Annotated in this window: 20 protein-coding genes and 1 pseudogene; 12 read left to right on the top strand and 9 right to left on the bottom strand. The window is 40.2% G+C overall.

The features are described 5' to 3' along the window. Nucleotides 1-28: 28 nt before the first annotated feature. Nucleotides 29-1438, bottom strand: coding sequence for a formimidoylglutamate deiminase (locus tag MTCD1_RS01090; RefSeq protein ID WP_057182339.1), 1410 nt, complete (start codon nucleotides 1436-1438; stop codon nucleotides 29-31). A gap of 111 nt (nucleotides 1439-1549) precedes the next feature. Continuing rightward, nucleotides 1550-2338 (bottom strand): N-formylglutamate deformylase, encoded by a 789-nt coding sequence (gene hutG / locus MTCD1_RS01085; protein WP_057182341.1) that lies wholly within the window; start codon nucleotides 2336-2338, stop codon nucleotides 1550-1552. Between the two features lie 291 nt (nucleotides 2339-2629). Between hutG and MTCD1_RS01080 the strand changes: the two genes are divergently transcribed. The 4 genes from MTCD1_RS01080 (at nucleotide 2630) to MTCD1_RS01065 (ending at nucleotide 5423) form a co-directional block, all read left to right on the top strand. Next, nucleotides 2630-3358 carry a glutathione peroxidase gene (locus MTCD1_RS01080; protein WP_057182342.1) on the top strand — a complete coding sequence of 243 codons (729 nt, stop codon included), beginning with the start codon at nucleotides 2630-2632 and terminating at the stop codon, nucleotides 3356-3358. A gap of 149 nt (nucleotides 3359-3507) precedes the next feature. Then, nucleotides 3508-3735 carry a VF530 family protein gene (locus MTCD1_RS01075; protein ID WP_057182344.1) on the top strand — a complete coding sequence of 76 codons (228 nt, stop codon included), beginning with the start codon at nucleotides 3508-3510 and terminating at the stop codon, nucleotides 3733-3735. 129 nt (nucleotides 3736-3864) lie between these two features. After that, nucleotides 3865-4725 (top strand): formyltetrahydrofolate deformylase, encoded by an 861-nt coding sequence (purU, locus tag MTCD1_RS01070; RefSeq protein WP_057182346.1) that lies wholly within the window; start codon nucleotides 3865-3867, stop codon nucleotides 4723-4725. Between the two features lie 167 nt (nucleotides 4726-4892). After that, on the top strand, nucleotides 4893-5423 hold the full coding sequence (locus MTCD1_RS01065) for a VOC family protein (RefSeq protein WP_057182348.1): 531 nt from the start codon (nucleotides 4893-4895) through the stop codon (nucleotides 5421-5423). A gap of 131 nt (nucleotides 5424-5554) precedes the next feature. On the opposite strand, the pseudogene MTCD1_RS22655 reads toward MTCD1_RS01065, so the two are convergent. Next, nucleotides 5555-5668: pseudogene (locus tag MTCD1_RS22655) on the bottom strand (hypothetical protein); the annotation flags it as partial. Nucleotides 5669-5707: 39 nt separating this feature from the next. On the opposite strand from MTCD1_RS22655, the gene MTCD1_RS22090 reads away from it, so the two are divergent. Both MTCD1_RS22090 and MTCD1_RS01050 read left to right on the top strand, forming a co-directional pair. After that, entirely contained in the window at nucleotides 5708-6091 is a 384-nt protein-coding gene (locus tag MTCD1_RS22090; protein ID WP_268807340.1) for a LysR family transcriptional regulator, read from the top strand. Between the two features lie 29 nt (nucleotides 6092-6120). Next, entirely contained in the window at nucleotides 6121-6540 is a 420-nt protein-coding gene (locus MTCD1_RS01050; RefSeq protein WP_057182352.1) for a secondary thiamine-phosphate synthase enzyme YjbQ, read from the top strand. 486 nt (nucleotides 6541-7026) lie between these two features. On the opposite strand, the gene dnaB is transcribed toward MTCD1_RS01050, so the two are convergent. The 4 genes from dnaB to MTCD1_RS01030 form a co-directional block, all read right to left on the bottom strand. Beyond that, on the bottom strand, nucleotides 7027-8445 hold the full coding sequence (gene dnaB / locus MTCD1_RS01045) for a replicative DNA helicase (RefSeq protein WP_057182354.1): 1419 nt from the start codon (nucleotides 8443-8445) through the stop codon (nucleotides 7027-7029). Nucleotides 8446-8613: 168 nt separating this feature from the next. Next, nucleotides 8614-9579: a DUF4097 family beta strand repeat-containing protein gene (locus MTCD1_RS01040; RefSeq protein WP_057182356.1), complete on the bottom strand. Its 966-nt coding sequence runs from the start codon at nucleotides 9577-9579 to the stop codon at nucleotides 8614-8616. Nucleotides 9580-9662: 83 nt separating this feature from the next. Next, a complete protein-coding gene (locus MTCD1_RS01035) occupies nucleotides 9663-10238 on the bottom strand; it encodes a hypothetical protein (protein WP_057182358.1) in 576 nt (191 codons plus the stop codon). After that, nucleotides 10231-10824 (bottom strand): RNA polymerase sigma factor, encoded by a 594-nt coding sequence (locus MTCD1_RS01030; RefSeq protein ID WP_057182684.1) that lies wholly within the window; start codon nucleotides 10822-10824, stop codon nucleotides 10231-10233. The genes MTCD1_RS01035 and MTCD1_RS01030 overlap by 8 nt, the downstream gene beginning before the upstream one ends. A 361-nt stretch (nucleotides 10825-11185) precedes the next feature. Between MTCD1_RS01030 and MTCD1_RS01025 the strand changes: the two genes are divergently transcribed. Next, the gene (locus tag MTCD1_RS01025; protein WP_057182359.1) at nucleotides 11186-13744 is read left to right on the top strand and encodes a zinc-dependent metalloprotease; all 2559 of its coding nucleotides are present in this window, start codon (nucleotides 11186-11188) and stop codon (nucleotides 13742-13744) included. A gap of 196 nt (nucleotides 13745-13940) precedes the next feature. Here the strand turns inward: MTCD1_RS01025 and rpmE are convergent, their stop codons facing one another. Beyond that, nucleotides 13941-14153, bottom strand: a complete 213-nt coding sequence (rpmE, locus tag MTCD1_RS01020) for a 50S ribosomal protein L31 (protein ID WP_057182685.1) — start codon at nucleotides 14151-14153, stop codon at nucleotides 13941-13943. Nucleotides 14154-14371: 218 nt separating this feature from the next. On the opposite strand from rpmE, the gene priA reads away from it, so the two are divergent. From priA to MTCD1_RS00995, 5 genes are all read left to right on the top strand, one after another. Beyond that, nucleotides 14372-16648, top strand: a complete 2277-nt coding sequence (priA, locus tag MTCD1_RS01015) for a primosomal protein N' (RefSeq protein WP_231733079.1) — start codon at nucleotides 14372-14374, stop codon at nucleotides 16646-16648. A gap of 124 nt (nucleotides 16649-16772) precedes the next feature. Further along, on the top strand, nucleotides 16773-17348 hold the full coding sequence (locus MTCD1_RS01010; RefSeq protein WP_057182361.1) for an SPOR domain-containing protein: 576 nt from the start codon (nucleotides 16773-16775) through the stop codon (nucleotides 17346-17348). An 83-nt stretch (nucleotides 17349-17431) separates the two neighbouring features. Further along, the gene (gene hslV, locus MTCD1_RS01005) at nucleotides 17432-17950 is read left to right on the top strand and encodes an ATP-dependent protease subunit HslV (RefSeq protein WP_057182363.1); all 519 of its coding nucleotides are present in this window, start codon (nucleotides 17432-17434) and stop codon (nucleotides 17948-17950) included. A gap of 85 nt (nucleotides 17951-18035) precedes the next feature. Then, on the top strand, nucleotides 18036-19367 hold the full coding sequence (hslU, locus tag MTCD1_RS01000) for an ATP-dependent protease ATPase subunit HslU (RefSeq protein ID WP_057182365.1): 1332 nt from the start codon (nucleotides 18036-18038) through the stop codon (nucleotides 19365-19367). 57 nt (nucleotides 19368-19424) lie between these two features. Next, nucleotides 19425-19802 carry a gamma-butyrobetaine hydroxylase-like domain-containing protein gene (locus tag MTCD1_RS00995; protein WP_057182366.1) on the top strand — a complete coding sequence of 126 codons (378 nt, stop codon included), beginning with the start codon at nucleotides 19425-19427 and terminating at the stop codon, nucleotides 19800-19802. Between the two features lie 110 nt (nucleotides 19803-19912). Here the strand turns inward: MTCD1_RS00995 and MTCD1_RS00990 are convergent, their stop codons facing one another. Continuing rightward, nucleotides 19913-21772 (bottom strand): methyl-accepting chemotaxis protein, encoded by a 1860-nt coding sequence (locus tag MTCD1_RS00990; RefSeq protein ID WP_057182368.1) that lies wholly within the window; start codon nucleotides 21770-21772, stop codon nucleotides 19913-19915. Nucleotides 21773-22075 lie beyond the last annotated feature (303 nt).

Genomic DNA, 22075 nt, shown 5'->3' with positions numbered 1-22075 from the left:
CGGGTTAAAGCACCTGCCAATAGCACTATTAACTAGCAGATAACCTCACTAATAATTTGGCAAAGTTTTCACTGGCTTGCTCCTGCTCAACATGCTGTTGAGCTCTGATCTGCCACAAACCATTTACCATTACATCAAAGACTGGATTTTGCTGACTGGCAAAAATCATACTATCTAATAAATGTTGGTTGGCATTAGCAAATAACTTAGTTTTATCACTATCTAGTACCAATAAATCAGCTTGTTTGCCAATGGCTAAACAGCCGGTATTACTATTGGTACTTTGCGCGCCACCTATGGCCGCTCGCTGCCATAAATTTTGCCCTACAGATGCTTGTTCATCTGTTGCTAAAATAGCGCGTTGCTGCTTTATCAGGCGCTGTACATATTCAAGCCAGCGTAATTCCTCAATAGGGTTCACTGAAATATGACTATCAGAGCCAATGGCAATAGTGCCCTGCTGTGCTAAAAACTCTGCGGTCGGAAAAATACCATCACCTAAATTAGCTTCCGTGGTTGGACAAATTCCGGCAATGGCTTGTTTAGCAATAATGCCTTTTATTTCTGCCTCATCAATATGAGTGGCATGAATTAAACACCAATATTTATCAAGTTCAATATTATCAAGTAACCATTGCACCGGTCTTTTGCCATAATGGTTCAAGCAATCGTCAACTTCTTTTTGTTGCTCCGCTATATGAATATGAATAGGGGCTTGCTTATCTAAACTACGAACATGCGCTACCGCACTGAGTAGTGAGGTTTTATTAACGGCACGTAAAGAATGTGGCGCGATACCAACATTGGTATTTTCATATTGTTCACTTAAGGCAAAGCAGTCACTGACTAATTGATTAAACTGCTCCGTTGAGTTGATAAAGCGCTTTTGACCATCACTCGGCGCTTGTTCACCAAAACCACTGTGTTGATATAGGACTGGTAATAAGGTTAAACCTATACCTGACTCTTTTGCCGCCTCAAAAATGGCTTGCGCCATAGTTGCAAGGTTTGCTGGTTTTTCATCAGAAGAAATAGCTGCAGAAGTTTTACCCTCATAGGTACTGCCATCAATATCATGATGTAAATAATGAAACTCTGCGACTCGGGTATAACCCATTTTGAGCATTTCAATATAGAGTTGTTTAGCAATATTTTTAGCATCAAGGACGGTTAGCTCGGCTAAAAATTGGTACATGATCTTTCGCCAAGTCCAAAAACTATCTTGCCCTTCACTGCCTTGCTCACTAAAACCGGCAAAAGCCCGTTGAAAAGCGTGCGAATGACAATTTACCATGCCAGGAATAACAGCACCTTGGGCGATTTCAGCGCCGGCAATCATGCCAGCGTCAATGGCCGTAATGATACCTTGTTCAATAGTAATGGTTTGCTTACTGGCCCAACCATCTTTTAATAAAATATTTTCTGCGTATAGTTTCATATTGCTCTACTAAACTTCTCTACTAATGAGGGGCTTAAATTATTGACTTAAACCCTTTACAAAAAAAGACCAGCCCATGGCTAAACCAGCTAGCATTAACGTGCATATTCTTTACTTTTGCTGAGTAAAATCAACCAAGCATTGCACAAATACTTGTAACTTTTCTTTTACCTTAGCGGCTTTTTTTTCATTGTAACGATCACTTGGTTCATCCATATAGGTATGCTGTGATAACTCTAACTGCACCGCATGAATATTTTCTCTTGGCTTGCCATAACCTCGGGTGATATAGCCACCTTTAAAGCGACCATTTACCACACTCGTATAAGGAGATAAATCAAGTTGTGCTATTTTATTGATCAGTTCGCTGCCGCAGCTTGCACCATCAGCATTACCAAAATTAAAGTCCGGTAATTGCCCATCAAAAAAACGTGGCACGTGTGACAAAATTGAGTGGGCATCCAATAACACCACTTTAGCAAACTGTGCTTTCATCTGGGTTAAGGTAGCGTTTAATGCTTGATGATAGGGTTGCCAGTAAAGCTCAATTCTGCGCTGAATTTCTGCCTCATTGGGCTCTTGCCCAGTTTTATATAATGGTGATAAATCAAAAGCTGTCGTGGGACAAAGTTCGGTGCTATTTGCTCCAGGGTATAAATTTATGCCATCTATATTGCGGTTCAAATCGATAACATAGCGACTGTATCTAGGTTTAATAATCGCAATACCAAGACCTTGGGCAAAGTCATAAAGTTTATCCATATACCAGTCAGTATCAGCAACCTGATGGCCAGTGTTTGTCATGGTGCTGGCTATACTGTCAGGGATTAATTGCCCGTTATGCGGCATGCTAATGAGCAGACCCATATTGCCCGTGACCAAGTCATAACTTCTATTCATACTATCCCTCAAAATTGGCTGCTATTCAAATTGTATATACAACTTAAGCGCTACTAATTTATCATGCGTTAGTGACTCTGAGCAAGGATAGATGGAATTTTTTATCTTAACCAAGGTTAAGCTGAGTTTTTAATTCGTTTCTTAACAACTTAGTTAAATAGGTTTCACCTATTGTAATGATAGATTTAATGCGTTTTACTTAACTAAGTTGAGCTAGCATAATAGCTTCATCTTAACGAGTTAAGCGACTCGGCAAAAAAAATACCATTAACCCCCGAAAGGATTTTCATTATGTTTAACGATATTACCGGTCAAAAAGTCCCTGCAGTTACTTTTCCAATCATAGCTGATGACACCTGGAGTACACGTAATTACCAGGATATTTTTGCTAACAAAACAGTGGTGGTTTTTTCATTACCCGGTGCATTTACCCCAACCTGCTCATCATCTCACTTACCTCGCTATAACGAATTAGCACCGAAGTTTTTTGCCAATGGTGTTGATGAGATTATTTGTATCTCAGTAAACGATACCTTTGTCATGAATGCGTGGGCAAAAGACCAAGATGCCGACAACATTAGTTTTATTCCCGATGGAAATGGTGAGTTTACCCAAGGCATGGGCTTGTTAGTTGATAAAGCAGAGATTGGTTTTGGTAAACGAAGCTGGCGTTACGCCATGTTAGTTAAAAATGGCATCGTTGAAAAAATGTTTATTGAGCCAGATTTACCCGGCGACCCCTTTGAAGTTTCCGATGCCGATACCATGCTTAATTTCATCAACCCTGCAGCAGTGCAAAGCACAGAAGTGGCTATATTCACCAAACACGGTTGTTCACATTGTGCAAAAACCAAAGCATTATTAGCCGAGCAAGGTTTACAATATGAAGAGCTAGTATTAGGTGAAGATGTCAGCATTACCGCCATGCGCGCCATTACCCAAGCGGATACCACACCACAGATATTTATTGATGGTAAACATATTGGTGGTAATGATGAGTTAACTAAATACTTTAGCTAGTCGCCCTTTGCTTGCTTTAAGCCTAAAGCCTGAAAGCAAGCAATATCCCAATAAAAACACAGTAATGATATACTGTCGTTATTGTGTTTTTGTTTACAACTACTGCTGCACCTTAGCGCTAGCACGAATGTTACTTATTGGAATTAATAATGGATAACCAGCCTTATAACCCGCTTCATGGTATTAATTTAAAGACCATAGTCACTGAATTAGAAGGCCATTTTGGCTTTGAGACCTTAGGTAAAACCATTAAAATAAAATGTTTTACTGACAATCCCAGCATTCAATCAAGCTTGAAATTTTTACGAAAAACTCCCTGGGCCAGAGAGAAGGTTGAGCAGCTTTACCTTAACAATAAAAATAAAATCCACACTTAAGCTTAAATAATCATCTAATTAGCAGCTTACTAATTCTATAACATATAGCCAGACAAGCTATTAAAGCACTGGTAATGTGCAGAAAAATGTCTAATGATGGCAGTAATACTCATTAGAAATAAGTGCCTTATGTCTTCAGCCAGCCATTATATTTTAACTTGGCAATGCCCTGATAATAGTGGCGTACTCGCCAAAGTATCACAAAGCCTCTTTTCACACGGAGCTTTTATTACCGAAACATCACAGTACAGTGACCCTTATAGTGAAACCTTCTTTTCACGTATTGCTTTTGATGATCGTAATTTAACGGTTTCTAGCCGTGAATTTGTTGCCGCCTTGGATGAATTAGCAAAGCCGCTCGCCATGCAATATCAATTACGTAAACGTGATGATGTGCCCAATATTTTGATTGCCGTGTCTAAAGATGATCACTGTTTAGTGTCATTATTGACTAAGTGGAAATCCGGCGTATTACCCATTAATATCGTTGGCGTCATCTCGAATCATCAAAACTGTCAGGCGCTAAGTGAATGGCATAATATTCCATTTTTTTACTTACCGGTAACCGCAGAAACTAAGCGGCAGCAAGAAGCACAAATTACTGCTTTGATGACAGAGCTGAAAGTGGACTTATTAGTATTAGCACGCTATATGCAGATACTCTCTGATGACTTTTGTCAGCAATTATCAGGCCGAGCAATTAATATCCATCACTCTTTTTTACCAAGCTTTAAAGGGGCTCGCCCTTATCATCAAGCACATGCTCGTGGTGTTAAAGTCATTGGCGCTACTGCTCATTATGTTACTGCTCACCTTGACGAAGGTCCTATTATCGCTCAGGAAGTAAAGCCCATTAATCACACTTTCACCATAGAGCAGATGGTGCATATGGGACATGACTTAGAAGCCACGGCTTTAAGCCATGCGGTAAGGCTGCATGCTGAACAGCGAGTCTGTCTAAATGGTGATAAAACGGTAATTCTTGCTTAACTTTAGCTGAGCGAATATCTAGCGAATTAATTCGACTGTAAGTAATTATTTACAGCCGTCAACTCCCCCTGACGTATAGCAAGGCACTAAATGGCGCTAAAATTCGCCTAATTGTCCACTTTATGATTAAAATTACTCTATAACCTATTTTAATAAAAGTCCTCATTATGATTAATGTTGAAAAAATTCATCACGTTGCCTATCGCTGCAAAGATGCCAAAGAAACGACTGACTGGTACAAAGATAAGTTAAACATGGACTTAGTGCTTGCTATTGCTGAAAATGAAGTGCCTTCTACCAAGGCACCAGATCCTTACATGCACATTTTTCTTGATGCAGGTAATGAGAATGTTTTAGCCTTTTTTGAACTGCCTAATTCGCCAGCCATGGACAGAGATCAAAATACTCCTACTTGGGTGCAACATATTGCCCTAAGAGTTGCTAGTTATGATGCCTTGGTATCAGCGAAAGAAGAGCTTGAAAGTAAAGGTGTTGACGTTTTAGGCCCGGTAAATCACGGCGTATTTAAGTCTATTTATTTTTTCGATCCAAACGGCCATCGTTTAGAACTTGCGACCAATACCGGTACTGCCGAACAGTTTAAAGAACTGAATAGAGTGGCTTATGAGATGATTGAAGAATGGTCAGTGACTAAACGTGCGCCACGTCATGCAGCTTGGTTGCACCAGCTAGATTAAACTGCTGTGGGAAAAATGAACTACCTTTCAGCACGGGACTCTCTTTTTAACACCGAGACCTAGCACTAAAAAAGCCCCCAGTTTTCACTAGCGGGCTTTTTATTTTGCCATTAGCTTTTAGCTAACTCAAGCTAAGCCTGATACTCTTTACGCAATTGCTTAGCGGCATTGACCATATTTTCTAAGGCCAGCTTAGTTTCTGTCCAGCCACGTGTTTTTAACCCACAATCTGGGTTTACCCATAAAATAAATTCATTATGTTCGAAATAAAATATTTATAAACACTGGCAACCCTTGCCAATACTGCAAATATCCGTAAAGCGGCGGAGGTTTTATTTAGTAGTCAATCGGCTTTATCACATCAAATAAAAGACTTAGAGCAAAGATTAAACACGCCATTATTTATTCGTAACACTTCGCCGGTGGAATTTACCAAGGCGGGTAAACTGCTCCTGAACCTTGGCGAAGAGATATTACCTAAGATTAAACAAGTAAATGCCGTATTAAAGGCTCCGTCACTATTTCATTGTATGCGCTTAGGCGAGACCGGCATTCATAAAAAGCTCTATGCCCGTTATAATAAAAATAGTAAACAGTTAGACATGATAGAAAAGCTCTTGCCTGAAGCGATCAAGGAATTTGCTAACTTATATGCGAAGAAGACTTAGACAATTGAATTAAATTATTGGAGTAAGCTATGTGGCAGCAAACTGAATTATTATTAAAAGCAAGAAAGCGTGGTTTTCACTTAATCACCGAGGAGGTACTAAGCCAGCTGCCTAAGCTAAATAAAGTGCACTGTGGCATTCTGCACCTTTTTATAAAACACAGCTCGGCTTCCATAACCCTGAATGAAAATGCTGACCCAACGGTACGCAGCGACATGGAAGCGCACTTTAATCATTTTGTCCCAGAAAGAGCACCGTATTATCAACATACTTATGAAGGTGATGATGATATGCCTGCCCATATAAAAGCTAGCCTGCTAGGTAATAGTTTGAGTTTACCCATTAGCGGCGGGCAATTAAATATAGGTATTTGGCAGGGAATATATTTAGGTGAGCATAGAAACCATGCCAGTAGCCGCACGATTGTGGCGACCATCAATGGCGAATAGCACTTAAATAGCAAACAAAGTTAGATGCTTTTAAACTTAAGGCGTCATTCCCGAAGTTACTGAACGGGAATCCAATGTTTAGAAATCGAAGCTATTCGCAAACTGGATCCCCGACTAAAACACCACGGGGATGACGTTAGTCAATGAGTGCTTTTTACGCATAAATTGAGCAATACAACGACAATATCAATACTATTAAACTATTCATTTAATCTTCTTGTAATACATGTGGTCCGGCATAAGTGTCAAAGCGCGAGTACTTACCTTGGAAGCTTAGTGCGATACGAGCTGAACTAGTTTATTCCGTTACTTTGTTTACCACTTTGAACACACCAAGTATGACCATATTAATCTTCTTGTAATACATGTGGTCCGGCATAAGTGTCAAAGCGCGAGTACTTACCTTGGAAGCTTAGTGCGATACGAGCTGAACTAGTTTATTCCGTTACTTTGTTTACCACTTTGAACACACCAAGTATGACCATATTAATCTTCTTGTAATACATGTGGTCCGGCATAAGTGTCAAAGCGCGAGTACTTACCTTGGAAGGTTAGTGCGATACGACCAATAGGTCCATTACGTTGTTTACCAATAATGATTTCAGCCATGCCTTTAAATTCACTATCGTCGTTATAAACCTCATCACGGTAAATAAACATGATTAAATCGGCATCTTGCTCAATTGAACCCGACTCACGTAAATCAGAGTTAATAGGACGTTTATCAGAGCGTTGCTCCAAGCCACGGTTTAACTGAGAGAGCGCGACAACAGGTACTTTTAATTCTTTCGCTAAGGCTTTCAGTGAACGAGATATTTCAGCAATTTCTAACGTTCGGTTATCAGAAAACTGCGGTGCGCGCATCAGTTGTAAATAATCAATCATGATCATAGAGATACCGCCATGATCGCGGTGAATCCTACGTGCTCTGGCTCGTAATTCTGTCGGCGTTAACGCAGACGCATCATCAATGAACATTTTACCTTTTTCCATCAACAAGCCCATGGTTGATGATAACCGCGCCCAATCTTCATCTTCTAGTTGACCGGTACGGATTTTAGTTTGGTCGATACGACCTAATGAGGCTAACATACGCATCATTAACTGCTCCGCGGGCATCTCCAAACTAAACACTAATGCGGGGTATTCTTGTGTCATCGCAGCATGCTCGACCAAGTTCATGGCAAAGGTGGTTTTACCCATGGATGGACGCGCGGCAATAATAATAAGATCAGATTTTTGTAAACCAGCAGTCATTTTATCTAAGTCTGGATAGCCACTGGGGACGCCGGTAACACCACCTGATGGTGTTGAACAAAGCTTTTCAATACGGTCAACGGTTTTTTCTAAGACCGAATTTAGGCTTTCTGGTCCTTGAGATTTAATGGCACGTTTTTCTGCAATAGCGAAAACTTTGGTTTCAGCAAAATCGAGCAAGTCTGCGCTGCTACGCCCTTGGGGATCATAACCCGCTTCGGCAATTTCATTGGCAACACTGATCATTTCACGGGTTACCGCTCGTTCGCGAACAATGTCGGCATAAGCGGTAATGTTCGCGGCACTTGGGGTGTTTTTCATCATCTCGGCGAGATAAACAAAACCGCCGGCGTCCTCAAGTTTTTGATCGTTTTCTAAAGCTTCCGACAGGGTAATTAAATCAACTGGTTCACTTAACTCAATTAAGCTAGCGATAGTTTCAAAGATAAGGCGATGAGAGCGACTATAAAAATCATCGGCAACCACTTTTTCCGCCACACGGTCCCAGGTTTCATTATCAAGTAACAAACCACCAAGCACCGACTGTTCAGCCTCTAACGAGTGCGGAGGTACTTTTAACTCATCAATTTGTTTATCTCTAATCAATTGCTGTTCTTTCGCAAATTTACGTGGCTTTTTGTCGGCCATTACCTTAACCCTACTCTGCTACATTACTATACTCGCGCTGGTTTTAACGCTAGCTTTAACTAGCTTAAAACAGCAATAACGAGTATCTAAAAAGGAGTGTTAATGTAGCAGAAATTGCCTTATGGGAATATAAAATATTTCCCTAAAAGGGCTTAAAGAGTAAATAGGTTATTTACTACTAACCTCGATATTACCGCTAACGGTTGACACTCTAACTAAGGCACTACCGTTTAGGGTTTGAAAATTTAACTTAGCACCCGGACCATATTCTGCATGTTCGGTTTTTTCCTTGGTAATATTATTGTCTATGTCACCGCCAACACTCGATTTTAGGGAAAAATCAGCATCAACACCTTTTTGGAAGGTGAAAGTTAAGTCGCCACTGACCGTAGATGCTTTTAGCAGGGCTTTTTCAACTAAAGTGAGTGTTGCTTGTATATCGCCACTGACCGTTCTGATACGCAACTCAATAACTTCCGCTAAATTAAGCTCACTATTGCCGGAAACATTATTAAAAAAGACTTCTTTGGCTTGGCTATTAATAACAACTTCACCACTAACCGATCTAATTTCTAAACGCCCCGTAGAGTTATTATCTTGAATATCACCACTGACCGCAGCTAACGACACCTTGCCAGCTAAGTTATGACTATTGATATTGCCACTAATACTATTTAGCTCAACACTTTGTGTTAGGTTTTTCGCCAAAATATCACCACTTACCGTATTAACTTCTACACCACCATGTAAGTTAGATACATGTATCTCGCTAGAAATACTTGAAGATTTCATGCGAATATTTTTAGGCATAAAGACGATGATTTTTGAACCATCCGCGCGCCAATTATCCATTCTTGGATATTCAACCTCGATAATAACTTGTGCGCCTTTTTGTTCAAAAATAAGTTTTTCTGCATCGTCGTCTAAAGTTCCGGAAACCGATATTTTATCTTTATCCCAGCCGATAACAGTAATAAAACCACCGTGATTACTGATAGCTACGTTAGTAACCGTTTCACTGGGTAAGCTTTGCGCTATCTCGGTGGCGGCGAGTAATTGGCTACTGAATAGCAGACAAGTCGCCATTGTGATGATATTGGCGCATTGCTGTACTTTTCTGCTTAATCTGTTCATAGAAACCTCTGCTGTTGGGTATTTTACTGTGTTTAGCTCACTCGGCTTTAAATTAACCTTGCTCGTTATTAAAGAGCCTTTAGCTAAATCACTTGATATTGGTGATATAATTGTTGTAATAACTTCAATTCTTGTTGTTGGGTAAAGTCTAATAAATTCAATAAGTCGTTATTATTTTCATCCACTAACAGTGCTTTTCTTATAGATGCTCTAGCCTCTGCTAATTGCGTTAACTCCTGTTGCATCGCCGCTGGCAATCTATCAACCATGGGTTGGCCGTAACTGGCGAGTAATATCTGCTTTTGTTGTATAAAGTTTTGCTGCATAAAATTGACTAACTGTGCTGATGCCGGGCTAGCTTGTTTGGGTATTTTCACCAGTGTCGGCACGGTCTTTTCATTTGTCTCGGGTGAAAAAGTAAACCACGACATCAGCATAACCATGGCCATAGATGCCGCCCAAGCACTTGGTATAAAAATATTGCTGTGTTTATCAGCTGGTTTTTGTTGTCTTTTAGCGTTAATGGCACGTTCAATACCCGGCCATAAATCTCTGTCGGGGGTCATTTCATCAGGTAACTTTGCCACCTGCTCGGCAAGTGCTTTATCTGCAAGCACCTTGTCTTGAGGTAAATGGCCTTGGGACGTATGATTATTCATGATTCATCTCCTGTTCACCCGATGACAACTCAAGCTCTTTTAATGATGCTTGTAATAAATTTCTTGCTCTGTGGTATTGCGACTTACTTGAACCAACCGCCATGTTCAACATGTTGGCAATTTCCTCATGGCGATAACCTTCAACGGCAAATAAAACAAACACTAAACGTGCTCGTTCAGGTAATCGAGCAATGTGCTGGTCTAACAACATTAAGGTTGAGTCATCCGTTAAACTGACACTTGGCTCGACAAAATTTGTCCCTTGCTCTTCAATACTAAACACCCGCTGCAGCCAGTTTTTGTGTTTCCGTAAATGTCCCAGTACTACATTGGTCGCAACACTATGCAGCCAGGTACTAAACTTACTTTCGCCGCGAAAGTTATTAATTTTTTGCCAGAGCACCACAAAGACTTCCTGACAAACATCCTCGGCGCTGTCTTTATCTGCCAACATGCGCCAGCACAAGGCATAAATTGGCTTATGATGTTTTTCATAAAGATGGTAGAAAGCACTTTGACTGCCTTCTTTTGCTTGTGCTATCCACACTTGCTCACCGTCATCCGCCGTCTTATTGCCACGAAATATCGCCGGTCCATCGATGACTTGTTTATGTTGTATTATTTCACTATCCAAATGCTAAAGCCTCACTCTGCTGCAAAGTTACTCTCTAAGAATAACTAGCTAAAATCACTCGCTAAAGTGATGTCCAATATTAACTAAGATACCGAAGGTGATAAAAAGGTTTAAAGGATATTTAATAAATTAACTTTTATAAGGTTAATTTATTAAGCTGAAAATAGTGGTACATAGATAGCTAGTCAAATCACTATTGGTAACATCTTGTTACGCTTTGCTTATTCTGCTTAGTTACTTTCGCTATAATCATGTGTAAATTAGCATAAGTATTTCAGAACTATAACAACAGCCGCCCCTTAAGGAAATTCCAATGAAATTAACCCGTCTCGCCATAGCACTTACCCTCGCTTTAGGTAGTAGCCAAATAGCATTAGCCGATGATGCTGAAAAAGATAAAGCGAAGAAAGAAGAGCAAACTATTGCACAAATGATTGAAAATAAAACAGCGACCTTAGGCTTGTTTGATTTTTATCAAGATAAAGAGACAGGTGAAACATTAATGTTGCTTGATGAAAGTCAATTAGACACACCTTTTTTGCATTTTGCCCAAACCGTTGATGGGCTTGCTGATGCTGGACATTTCCGCGGTGGCTATCGTGGTGAAAAAATCATTGAATTTAGACGTTACTTTGACCGTATCGACATAGTCACAAAAACCTATCGCTATCAGTTTGATGAAAATAATCCCATCAGCCGTGCTAAAGATGCCAATATTAGTGAAGCAGTACTCGCCAGTATAAAAATTGAAAAAGTAGAAAATGGCAAAATTGTCTTAAAAGTCGATAAACTTTTCTTAAGTGAAGCACTGCATAAAGTTTCGCCATGGGCGCGAGTTGATGATAAAGATGCTAAAAAACGTTTTAAATTAGGTAAGTTAAACAGTAAAAAATCACGCATCCTATCCAAACGAGCTTACGATAATAATGTTGATATTGTTGTCGATTATGTTTTCAATAACCCTAACCCTAGTGTTTATGGCTCTAAAGCGGTTTCAGATCCACGTTCGGTCTCAATTAAACTACAACACTCTTTTATAGAACTTCCTAAAAATGAATTTACCCCGCGTTATCAAGATGCTCGTATTGGTTACTTTGGTCAACAATATGATCAAATGACCTCAAGTAGTTGGGCGCCTTATAAAGATGTCATTAACCGCTGGAATTTAGTCAAAAAAGATCCAAGTGCAGCATTATCTGAGCCTGTAGAGCCAATAGTGTGGTGGATTGAAAATACCACCCCTATTGAGTGGCGTAACACCATTAGCGAAGCGGTATTAGCGTGGAATTCATCTTTTGAAAAAGCTGGCTTTAAAAATGCCCTACAAGTTAAAATTCAGCCCGATGATGCCACCTGGCAAGCTGGCGACCTAAATTACAATGTCCTACGCTGGACCTCTTCACCACAACCACGCTTTGGTGGCTACGGGCCATCTTTAGCCAACCCCTTAACCGGTCAGCTGCTCGGCGCTGATATCATGCTTGAATTTGTTTTTATGAAAAACCGTTGGATATATAACAGCTTATATAGTCAAGGCGCGGTGAGTGTTGGCTTTAGTGACATAGAGCAATTGCATCAAGGACCGGGGTCAATCGGTGCACTCAACTGTAGTGCTGGTTATGAATTGCAACAAGGCTTGTTACTTAGCCAAGCCATGTCAAAGGGTAGCGACATAGAAAATAAAGCCGTGCTAAAAGAAGGCTTACGTCATTTGGTACTACATGAAGTAGGCCATACCCTAGGATTAAACCACAATATGAAAGCATCCATTTTGTGGGATGAAAAAGAAATTCACGATAAATCACTGACCCAGGGTGCGCTAACTGGCTCAGTAATGGATTATGCCCCCATTAATGTTGCCCCTAGAGGCACGACCCAAGGTGATTACTTTCAAACAGAGCCGGGTTTATATGATGATTGGGCCATTGAATATGGTTATTCCATTGCTCTTGAGGACTCAACAGAAGAAGCCGAGCGCTTAGCAACAATATTAGCGCGCTCGAATGAAAAGGGTTTAGCTTTTGGTAATGATGCCGATGATATGCGCGCCCCAGGTCGTCATATAGATCCACGTATTATGACCAGTGATTTATCATCTAACCCTGTTGCTTACGCCAGCGATCGTATGGCTTTAATCCAAAGTTTACTTAGCGAGCTAAAAGATAAAACACTTATTGACGGTCAGTCACATCAGCAGTTATTAATTTCAGTCAATTCACTTTTTGGTCAATATCGACGCCAAGCCGAGGTTATTTCACGCCAAATTGGCGGCGTTTATATTGAGCGTAACGTAGTTGATCATAGCAAAACTCAAAGTCTACCTTATACGCCAGTACCAAAAGAAAAACAGCAAGCCGCTATGCAAGCGCTTACTAGCTATGTCTTTGCCGGTGATACCTTAGCAAGCATGCAACCTCTTTATAATTACATGCAACACCAGCGCCGTGGTTTTAATCATTTTGATAAAAATGAAGATCCGAAAGCGCACGATATGATCTTAAATATGCAAAAGTCGGTATTAAACCAATTACTGCATAAAAAGGTGTTAAAACGTATTTCGGATACTAGCTTGTACGGCAATGATTATTCATTAACAGCAGTACTGTCAGATTTAACTGCGGCTATTTTTGTGGCGAGTAAAAAAGCTAGCTCTATTAGTCGTAACATTCAAGTAGAGTATGTCGAGCGCTTAATTGCGATTGCAGGTGTTGCTAAATCATCCGCTTACGACAACCTAGCAAAAGCTGCCGCACTAGGCCAGCTTAGCGAAATTTTGGATAATAGCTCGTCAATGAGCTTTGGTAAGAGTGTAGAAGCAAAGGCTCAAGATGCTTATATCAGCTTGATGATAAACAAAGCACTAAAAGTTTAATGACTTAGCACAACTAAGCATAGCAAAACAAAAGCCCGACAAGCACGGTAAATAAAAAGTTTGTTGGGCTTTTTATCTCTAGTTTGTCTGGCTATTAATTTATAGGCCTGAGTTTAGCGATAAGAACTGTCCTCAACTTGCAGACACAAAAAAAGCGCCAGAGGCGCTTTTTACGTTTATTGCAAATACGCAGAATTTACTTCTTGCTAAGTGCACCAAAACGTTTGTTGAATTTATCAACACGACCACCGCTCTCAGCAGATTTTTGCTTACCGGTGTAGAATGGATGACAAGCAGAACATACGTCAAGGTGAATATCTTGACTTAAAGTAGAACGCGTTGTTATCACATTACCACAAGAACAATTTGCAGTGAACTCAGTGTACTTAGGATGAATACCGTCTTTCATGGGGACCTCTATCTCTTTATGAGAATTTGGGCGCATCGCCACTCAGCCATTTCCTCTTGTCTATTTTTATCATAGACGAAATGCTAAGCACCATACGTAGTTAAGAATTAATGGGGGCGAATTGTAAAGGATAGTTTCAGTAACTTCAACATAAAAGAGCGTAATGCGGCTAAAAAAAGACTTATTGGCATTATTTAGTAACAAAACAATAATGTTACTTGGCAGGCTCCATTACAGCGGGCAAAATAGCCTCAACAATTACTCACTACATCAACTCATTAAAAGTGTCAGAACATTATATTCAAGTTGCTATTCCTGTGCCTATGCGGCAGTTATTTACTTATCAAGTACCAGATGCACTAGGCTCTCCCGCGATTAAAGTCGGTGAACGGGTCGTGGTACCTTTTGGTCATCGCAAGGTTATTGGTATTGTTATTGATGAACAAGCACAATGTAATTTCGACGTCAGTCGAGTTAAAAATATTGCCGGGCGCCTCAATGATAACTTTAATTTAAGTACGCCATTAGTTAATTTTTTACAATTATGCGCTCATTACTATCACCATCCCATTGGCGATGTTTTTCAACAAGCCCTACCTGTACTGCTGCGAAAAATAGACAACATTACCTTAAGTCCACCCATGGTGTGGCTAGCTGAATCGCGAGATGAAAAGGCTAATGACATACTGGCTAAATTAGCCAACAAAGCCGCTAAACAGTATGCCTTATATCAAATAATACAGAGTCACCATGGTATTAGCTGGGTTGAACTTCGCATGTTAGGCTATAACAAAGCCCAGTTAAATGCCCTACAGAGCAAGGGTTTAATCATTGAGCAAGAACAAATTGCTAGCCAATATTCTTGGCAGAAGGATACCCTAAATAAAGCTGACAAGTTACGACTTTCCAGTGAACAAGCCATCATTGTCAGTGCTATTAATAACGCCTTAACAGAGTTTTCTTGTCACTTGATTGATGGGGTTACCGGCAGTGGCAAAACCGAAGTATATTTACAAGCCATGGAAACTGTACTTGCTAATAACAAACAAGTATTAGTGATAGTCCCTGAGATTGGTTTAACACCACAAACGCTAAGTCGCTTTGAACAACGCTTTAACGTGCCTATTGCTCTACACCATTCAGGGCTAAACGATAAAGAACGTTTAGCCACTTGGTTAAGTGCTCAGCAAGGCAGTGCCGCCATTGTTATTGGCACGCGCTCGGCAATTTTTACCCCCCTGCACCGTCTAGGCTTGATCATTATCGATGAAGAACATGACTCGTCATTAAAACAGCAAGACAGTTTTCGCTATCATGGTAGAGATATGGCCATCCTTCGTGCCAGACAGCTAGATATTCCTATTGTATTGGGTAGTGCTACGCCAAGTTTTGAATCGCTACAAAATGCCTTGTCAGGAAAATATCGCTACCACCAATTGCTCAATCGAGCCGGTAAAAGTAATAAGGCTAAAATAGCGCTTATTGATATGAATCATCAGCAAGTTGAATATGGTTTATCAGGCACACTTAAATATGAAATAAAACAAACCTTAGCGCGCGGTGAGCAAGTACTATTATTTTTGAACCGACGTGGCTATGCGCCTGCTATCAACTGTCAAGAATGTCATTGGCTAGCTGAGTGTCAGCGATGTGATAAACCCTACACTTTACACCAAAAACAGCAGCTACTTATTTGCCACCATTGTGGTAGTCAAAAGCGTATACCTCCTCAGTGCCCTAGTTGTGGTAGTGTGCGCATCGCGCCATTAGGTCAAGGTACCGAGCAATTAGAATCGCGCTTAGGGGAGTTGTTTCCTGATGCCTCTATCGTGCGTATTGACCGTGATAGCACCCGAAAAAAAGGTGAACTAGCCAAATTACTGCAAGAAGTCATCGATAAAAAACATCAACTGCTGGTTGGCACACAAATGCTGGCCAAGGGCCATCACTTCCCCGATGTGACTCTAGTGGCGGTACTCGATGTTGATGGTGCTCTATTTAGTTTTGATTTTCGTGCCAGCGAGCAAATGGCACAACTACTTATACAAGTAGCAGGACGAGCTGGCCGCGCCAGTAAACCTGGAAAAGTATTGGTGCAAAGTAATTATGTTAATCATCCCTTATTGCAAGATTTGGTGCATAATGGTTATCATCACTTTGCCCACCAAGCACTCACCGAAAGAAAACAAGCACTACTGCCGCCTTTTACTTTCCAAGCATTATTACGTGCCGATGCCAATTACCCTTCGTACCCAGAAAAGTTTTTACGTGCGCTTACCCAACAGCCATTAGCGGGTTGTGAGTTTGCTGGCCCAGTTCCGGCGGCAATGGAGAAAAAAGCCGGTAAATTTCGTTACCACTTAATCATTCAAGCTAAATCCCGAAAAGATTTGCACCGTGCAATTTTGCAACTCCTTAGCCAGATACCTAACAATGAATGGCAAGGCAAGGTACGCTGGAGTTTAGATATCGATCCAATCGATTTAAATTGGTAACAGCCATAGTGCAATTTTCATAAACAAAGTACTCACTTACTCTATGGAATGGTATTAATCATGTTTTTTACTGTCAGCTCGGTTACACTAGCTAAAATTTTCCTCTAGTAACCCTCCCCTTTTCATGGCTAATCAAGATTATGTTTCCCGCACGCCTGCAAAAAATAAAAAAAAACCCCGTAACGGTAAAAGAGCAGCAAAAAACGCCAACGTACTAACACTAAAAACTAAACTAGCCAGCTTAATATTAGTGATATTAATTGGCGCGTTTTCTTATGGTTTATGGTCGTTAAAGACAGATCCTAGCACTAAAACCCCCTTAGCAGAGTCCGTTAAAACAGTGCCAGCTCAAAAGGCAATAAACAAAAGTACAGCGTTACCTGAGCCACCTAAAGAAAAGTGGACTTATGTTAAAAATTTAGCAAGCAAAGAAATTGAAGTTGGTGAATATAAGGTGGTCGAAAAAGGCCCTTATAAAATGCAGTGCGGTTCATTTAGAACACAAAAGCAAGCTGAAACATTAAAAGCAAGAATTGCCTTTACTGGACTCGAAGCACAAGTCAAAAGTGTTACTGGAAAGAGTGGCCTCTGGCATAAAGTTTTCTTAGGTCCCTACCCCCGTAAACGCCTTGCAGAAAAAGATAAACATAAGCTTAAACGCAACAATATAAATTATTGTCAAATATGGTTGTGGCGATAATTAATATCTTGTCTACTCCTTGAAAAAACCACAAAGAGCCCAATTACATTAGCATCAATGAATTGAGTTAAAATGAGGTTAATGTGACTACTATTATTTCAGTAAGACGTAATGGCAAAGTGGCTATTGGTGGCGATGGTCAAGTATCACTTGGCAATACCATAATGAAAGGCAATGCCCTAAAAGTTCGCCGTTTGTATAATAATAAGGTGTTGGCAGGTTTTGCCGGTGGCACCGCCGATGCATTTACTCTATTTGAGCGTTTTGAAAGTAAATTAGAGCAACATCAAGGTCATTTAACCAAAGCGGCAGTAGAGCTTGCTAAAGACTGGCGCAGTGATAGAGCATTAAGAAAGCTAGAAGCTTTACTTGCCGTTGCTGATGAAACCGCCTCATTAATAATTACCGGTAATGGCGATGTTATTCAGCCCGAAAATGACCTTATCGCCATTGGTAGTGGTGGTAACTTTGCCCAGGCTGCCGCCATAGCACTGTTAGAAAATACCGACTTAAGTGCCAAAGAGATAGTAGAGAAATCATTAACTATTGCTGGCAATATCTGTGTTTTTACCAACCAAGAACACACCATAGACGAACTCTAGCCTTCGCTCTTGCAAAAGAGCAACCTGATTAATATGCTGCCAGAGTATGAGTCAAACACTCCTCTGGCCGTAAAGAGGAATAAAAATGTCAGATATGACCCCACGCGAAATTGTCCATGAATTAGATAGCCACATTGTTGGTCAAAGTGATGCCAAACGTGCTGTTGCCATCGCGCTGCGAAACCGCTGGCGTAGAATGCAACTTGATAAAGATTTACGTAACGAAGTTACCCCTAAAAACATTCTCATGATAGGCCCTACCGGTGTTGGCAAAACTGAAATTGCTCGCCGTTTAGCAAAGCTTGCTAATGCACCGTTTATCAAGGTAGAAGCGACTAAGTTCACCGAAGTAGGATATGTTGGTAAAGAAGTAGAATCTATTATTCGTGACCTTGCCGATATGGCCATAAAGATGGTTAAAGAAAGTGAGATGGAACGTGTTAAACATATCGCTGAAGAAGCCGCTGAAGAACGTATTTTAGATGTACTTTTACCGCCAGCTCGTGACGGTTTTGGTAATGATGAAACCAGCGAAAACACCAATACTCGGCAAATATTCCGTAAAAAACTGCGTGAAGGTAAACTAGATGATAAAGAAATTGAACTAGATTTAGCCTCACCGCAAGTGGGTGTTGAAATCATGGCTCCTCCTGGTATGGAAGACATGACCTCACAATTACAAAGCATGTTCCAAAACATGTCGAGTGATAAAACCAGCAAACGTAAACTTAAAATTAAAGATGCCTTTAAAGCTTTACAAGAAGAAGAAGCCGCTAAAATCGTTAATCAAGATGACATCAAGCAAAAGGCTATTGATGCGGTAGAACAAAATGGTATTGTCTTTATCGATGAAATCGACAAAATCTGTAAACGCGCCGAGAACTCAGGCGGCGGAGATGTTTCTCGTGAGGGTGTGCAACGAGACTTGTTACCCTTAATTGAAGGTTGTACGGTAAGCACTAAGCATGGCATGATCAAAACTGATCATATCTTATTTATCGCCTCGGGTGCCTTTCAAATGTGCAAACCTTCAGACTTGATCCCTGAGTTACAAGGTCGTTTGCCTATTCGTGTTGAGTTAAAAGCGTTAACGGCTGACGATTTCGTGCGTATTTTAACCGAACCTTTTGCTTCGTTAACCGAACAGTATATTGCTTTACTCGGTACTGAAGGCGTGGAAGTAACCTTTACCGATGATGGTATTAAGGCTATTGCTGATGCTGCATGGCAAGTAAATGAGAGCACTGAAAACATTGGAGCACGTCGTTTACATACCATGATGGAACGTTTGGTTGAAGATTTATCCTTTAATGCTGACCAACGTAGTGGTGAGACTATTAGCATAGACCAAGCTTATGTTAATAACATATTAAGCGATGTCATTAAAAACGAAGATTTAAGTCGCTTTATTCTTTAATTACCAGACTATTATTAAATTAATGAAGATAACTCAAAGGTTAGATACTGTACTGTTATGAATATTACCCATTTTATTATAGATAATAACCAGCACAATCTAGCTATTGAGTTTGCTGCTAGCCAGACGATAGAGAGTGCGCTACTAAGTTTTGAATATTTGCGTATTAGCTCACCAGCAAGCTCAGCTAAAAAACTAAAAACTGGGCCGGCTGCGATTACTAGTCATAAAAAGGCGGTGCGCTTAGTTAAAATTGAGAGTGTCGCAAAACATGGTTATCGCTTGATTTTCGATGATGGCCATAACGCTATCTATAGTGAGCAATATATACAAATATTAGCCAGTGAATATAAAGTTCGTTGGCAGCATTATTTAACTGAGCTAAAAGCCAGTGGTCACTCCCGTGAAGCCATGATTGATATTAAACAGTTATAAAATAACTAATTAAGTTTTATTCAATAAGGGTTTGCTCTTTTAAGCCCAATAAAAAATGCCCTGACGCCACAAATCAGGGCATTTTCATTTAACTCTTTTAGAGGATTAAACTAGACAGTAAATCGGCTGACTTCTTTAGTTAGCACTTGCGCCTGCTGTGATAACTCTTCACTCATATGCTCATTTTGCTTAGCTGACTCTCCAGATTTTTCGGTAACATCTCTGATCATCACTACGTGTTGGTTAACTTCTGAGGCAACGGTACTTTGCTCTTGAATAGCCGTAGCAATAGCACTGTTCATATCCATAATCAAAGCGACATCTTGGGTTATTTCATCTAACATAGCACCAGCAGAGCTTGCTTGCTCGGCACTCTCTTCGCCTTGGTTTCGACACTCAGCCATTAACAAAACAATCTCTTGAGTACGTTTTTGTAATAAACTAATAATGGTTTCAATTTCTTGAGTCGAGTCTTGTGTTCTACTCGCTAGCGTTCTTACTTCATCAGCGACCACGGCAAAACCTCGACCCTGCTCTCCGGCTCTTGCCGCTTCAATCGCTGCGTTTAACGCAAGCAAGTTAGTTTGTTCGGCAATGCCACGAATAACACCTAAGACCGAGGCAATTGTGATACTTTCTTTTTCTAACTCTTTGACCACATTTTCTGAGTCTAAAAGTTTTGCAGAAAGCTGACCGATTTTATCTATGGTCTGCTCTACTCCTGCCTTACCTTTTTCAGCATTCTTATTGGTTAACTCAGCTTTATGAGCGGCTTCTCGCGTGTTAGTTGCAATTTCATCTATGGTTGCCACCATTTCGGTGACGGCGGTTGCCACAAGATCAGTTTGCTGCATTTGGGTTTCCACCCCTTCATTAGCATTGTAGATATTTTCAGCCAGGCTGCCTGTGGCAGAATTAAGGGTATTTACTGAGTGATTAACTTCCACAATAAGTGAACGGAAGTTGGTTAACATGTGGTTAAATACTTCGGCCATATCCGATAATTCATCGCCACCACTAACGTCAACTTTAGTGGTTAAATCATTACTTTGAGCAATTTTATTCATGGTCTGCTGTAAGTTATTAATGCGATCTAAAATACTTTTTCCTATTAGCCAGGCACTGACTAAAGCGACCACAAGTACAACAGTAAACAGGCTATATGCCAAGGTCTTAACAAAAGCAACATCTTCTTTTACCGCCGCATCACTAGCCAAAAACAGTTTGGACAGCTCACTATCAACTTGGTGAACTATATTACGCATATCATTCTTCACGCCCATGTTCTCGTGATAGCCGAGCTCTTTTTGGGCGGTCACTAAATTTAAGAAAACCCTTTGGTATACTTTAATTAACTTACTAACGTCTTGCCTTTTAGCTGATGAAAAATTACTACTTTGCACACTTGCTAGTAGCTTGCTAACGTTACGTTGCAGTTTATCGACATATTTGTCATCGAGTCTTAACATAAAGTCTTTTTCATTACGTCTTAGCTGTAACATTTCACTGCGCAAACGATAGTTATTTGTGCCAATGAGGCTTTCAACATTATGAACCGCGGTGCGAAGTTCACCATATAAGCCAGATTTGGCATCCAAACCAATTTTCTTTTGCAAAGTAACAATCTTATTAAATTGACTCTGATACTCAATTAAAATATTGCCGGTACTGGTTAATTCCGGCATAGGCAAGCCCACTTGCGCAAAGTCATTGCTCAGGGTCGTAATTTGCTGTTGCACAGCCATCATTTTATTATCGAATTTTTGCGAATATTTCAACTTTTTACGGGCAGAAAAATCTTTTTCATCACGCCTTAGCTCTAAAATAGCCACTTTAATATTGCCAATATCCTTAGCTATAGTTATATCGTGTTGTAACGATGAGCTTGCGTAGTTCAATAACACTAACATTAGGCTCATTGCGAGTACTAATATTGTGGTATTGGCGATTAGTTTATGTTTTATAAGCATAGCTTTTAACCTTAAAAATGAACTTAGATAGAAAAAAAACAAAAGGTGTACTTATCCAGAAGCCATTTTCAGCTTATCTGCGACCCCAAATTCACCTTGCCATGATAATAATAATACAAAACACAGGGTGTAAAAAGGAGGTGTTACTTAGGTTATTTCTTTGTTTAGTATAGACTGTATCGGTAAGTATCCGATTTTTTTTAATTTATTTTCACTTAAATTCACACTTTATAATTAATGGCTAATTTTCCTACAATTTAGTAGTTTTCCTGAGATAAGTTAATGAGAGATAATATAGCGTTC

Source organism: Colwellia marinimaniae (genome assembly GCF_002207865.1).
GTDB classification, from domain to species: domain Bacteria; phylum Pseudomonadota; class Gammaproteobacteria; order Enterobacterales; family Alteromonadaceae; genus Colwellia; species Colwellia marinimaniae.
Note: the sequence above shows the minus strand (reverse complement) of the source record. Positions and strands in the feature narration are given on the sequence as shown.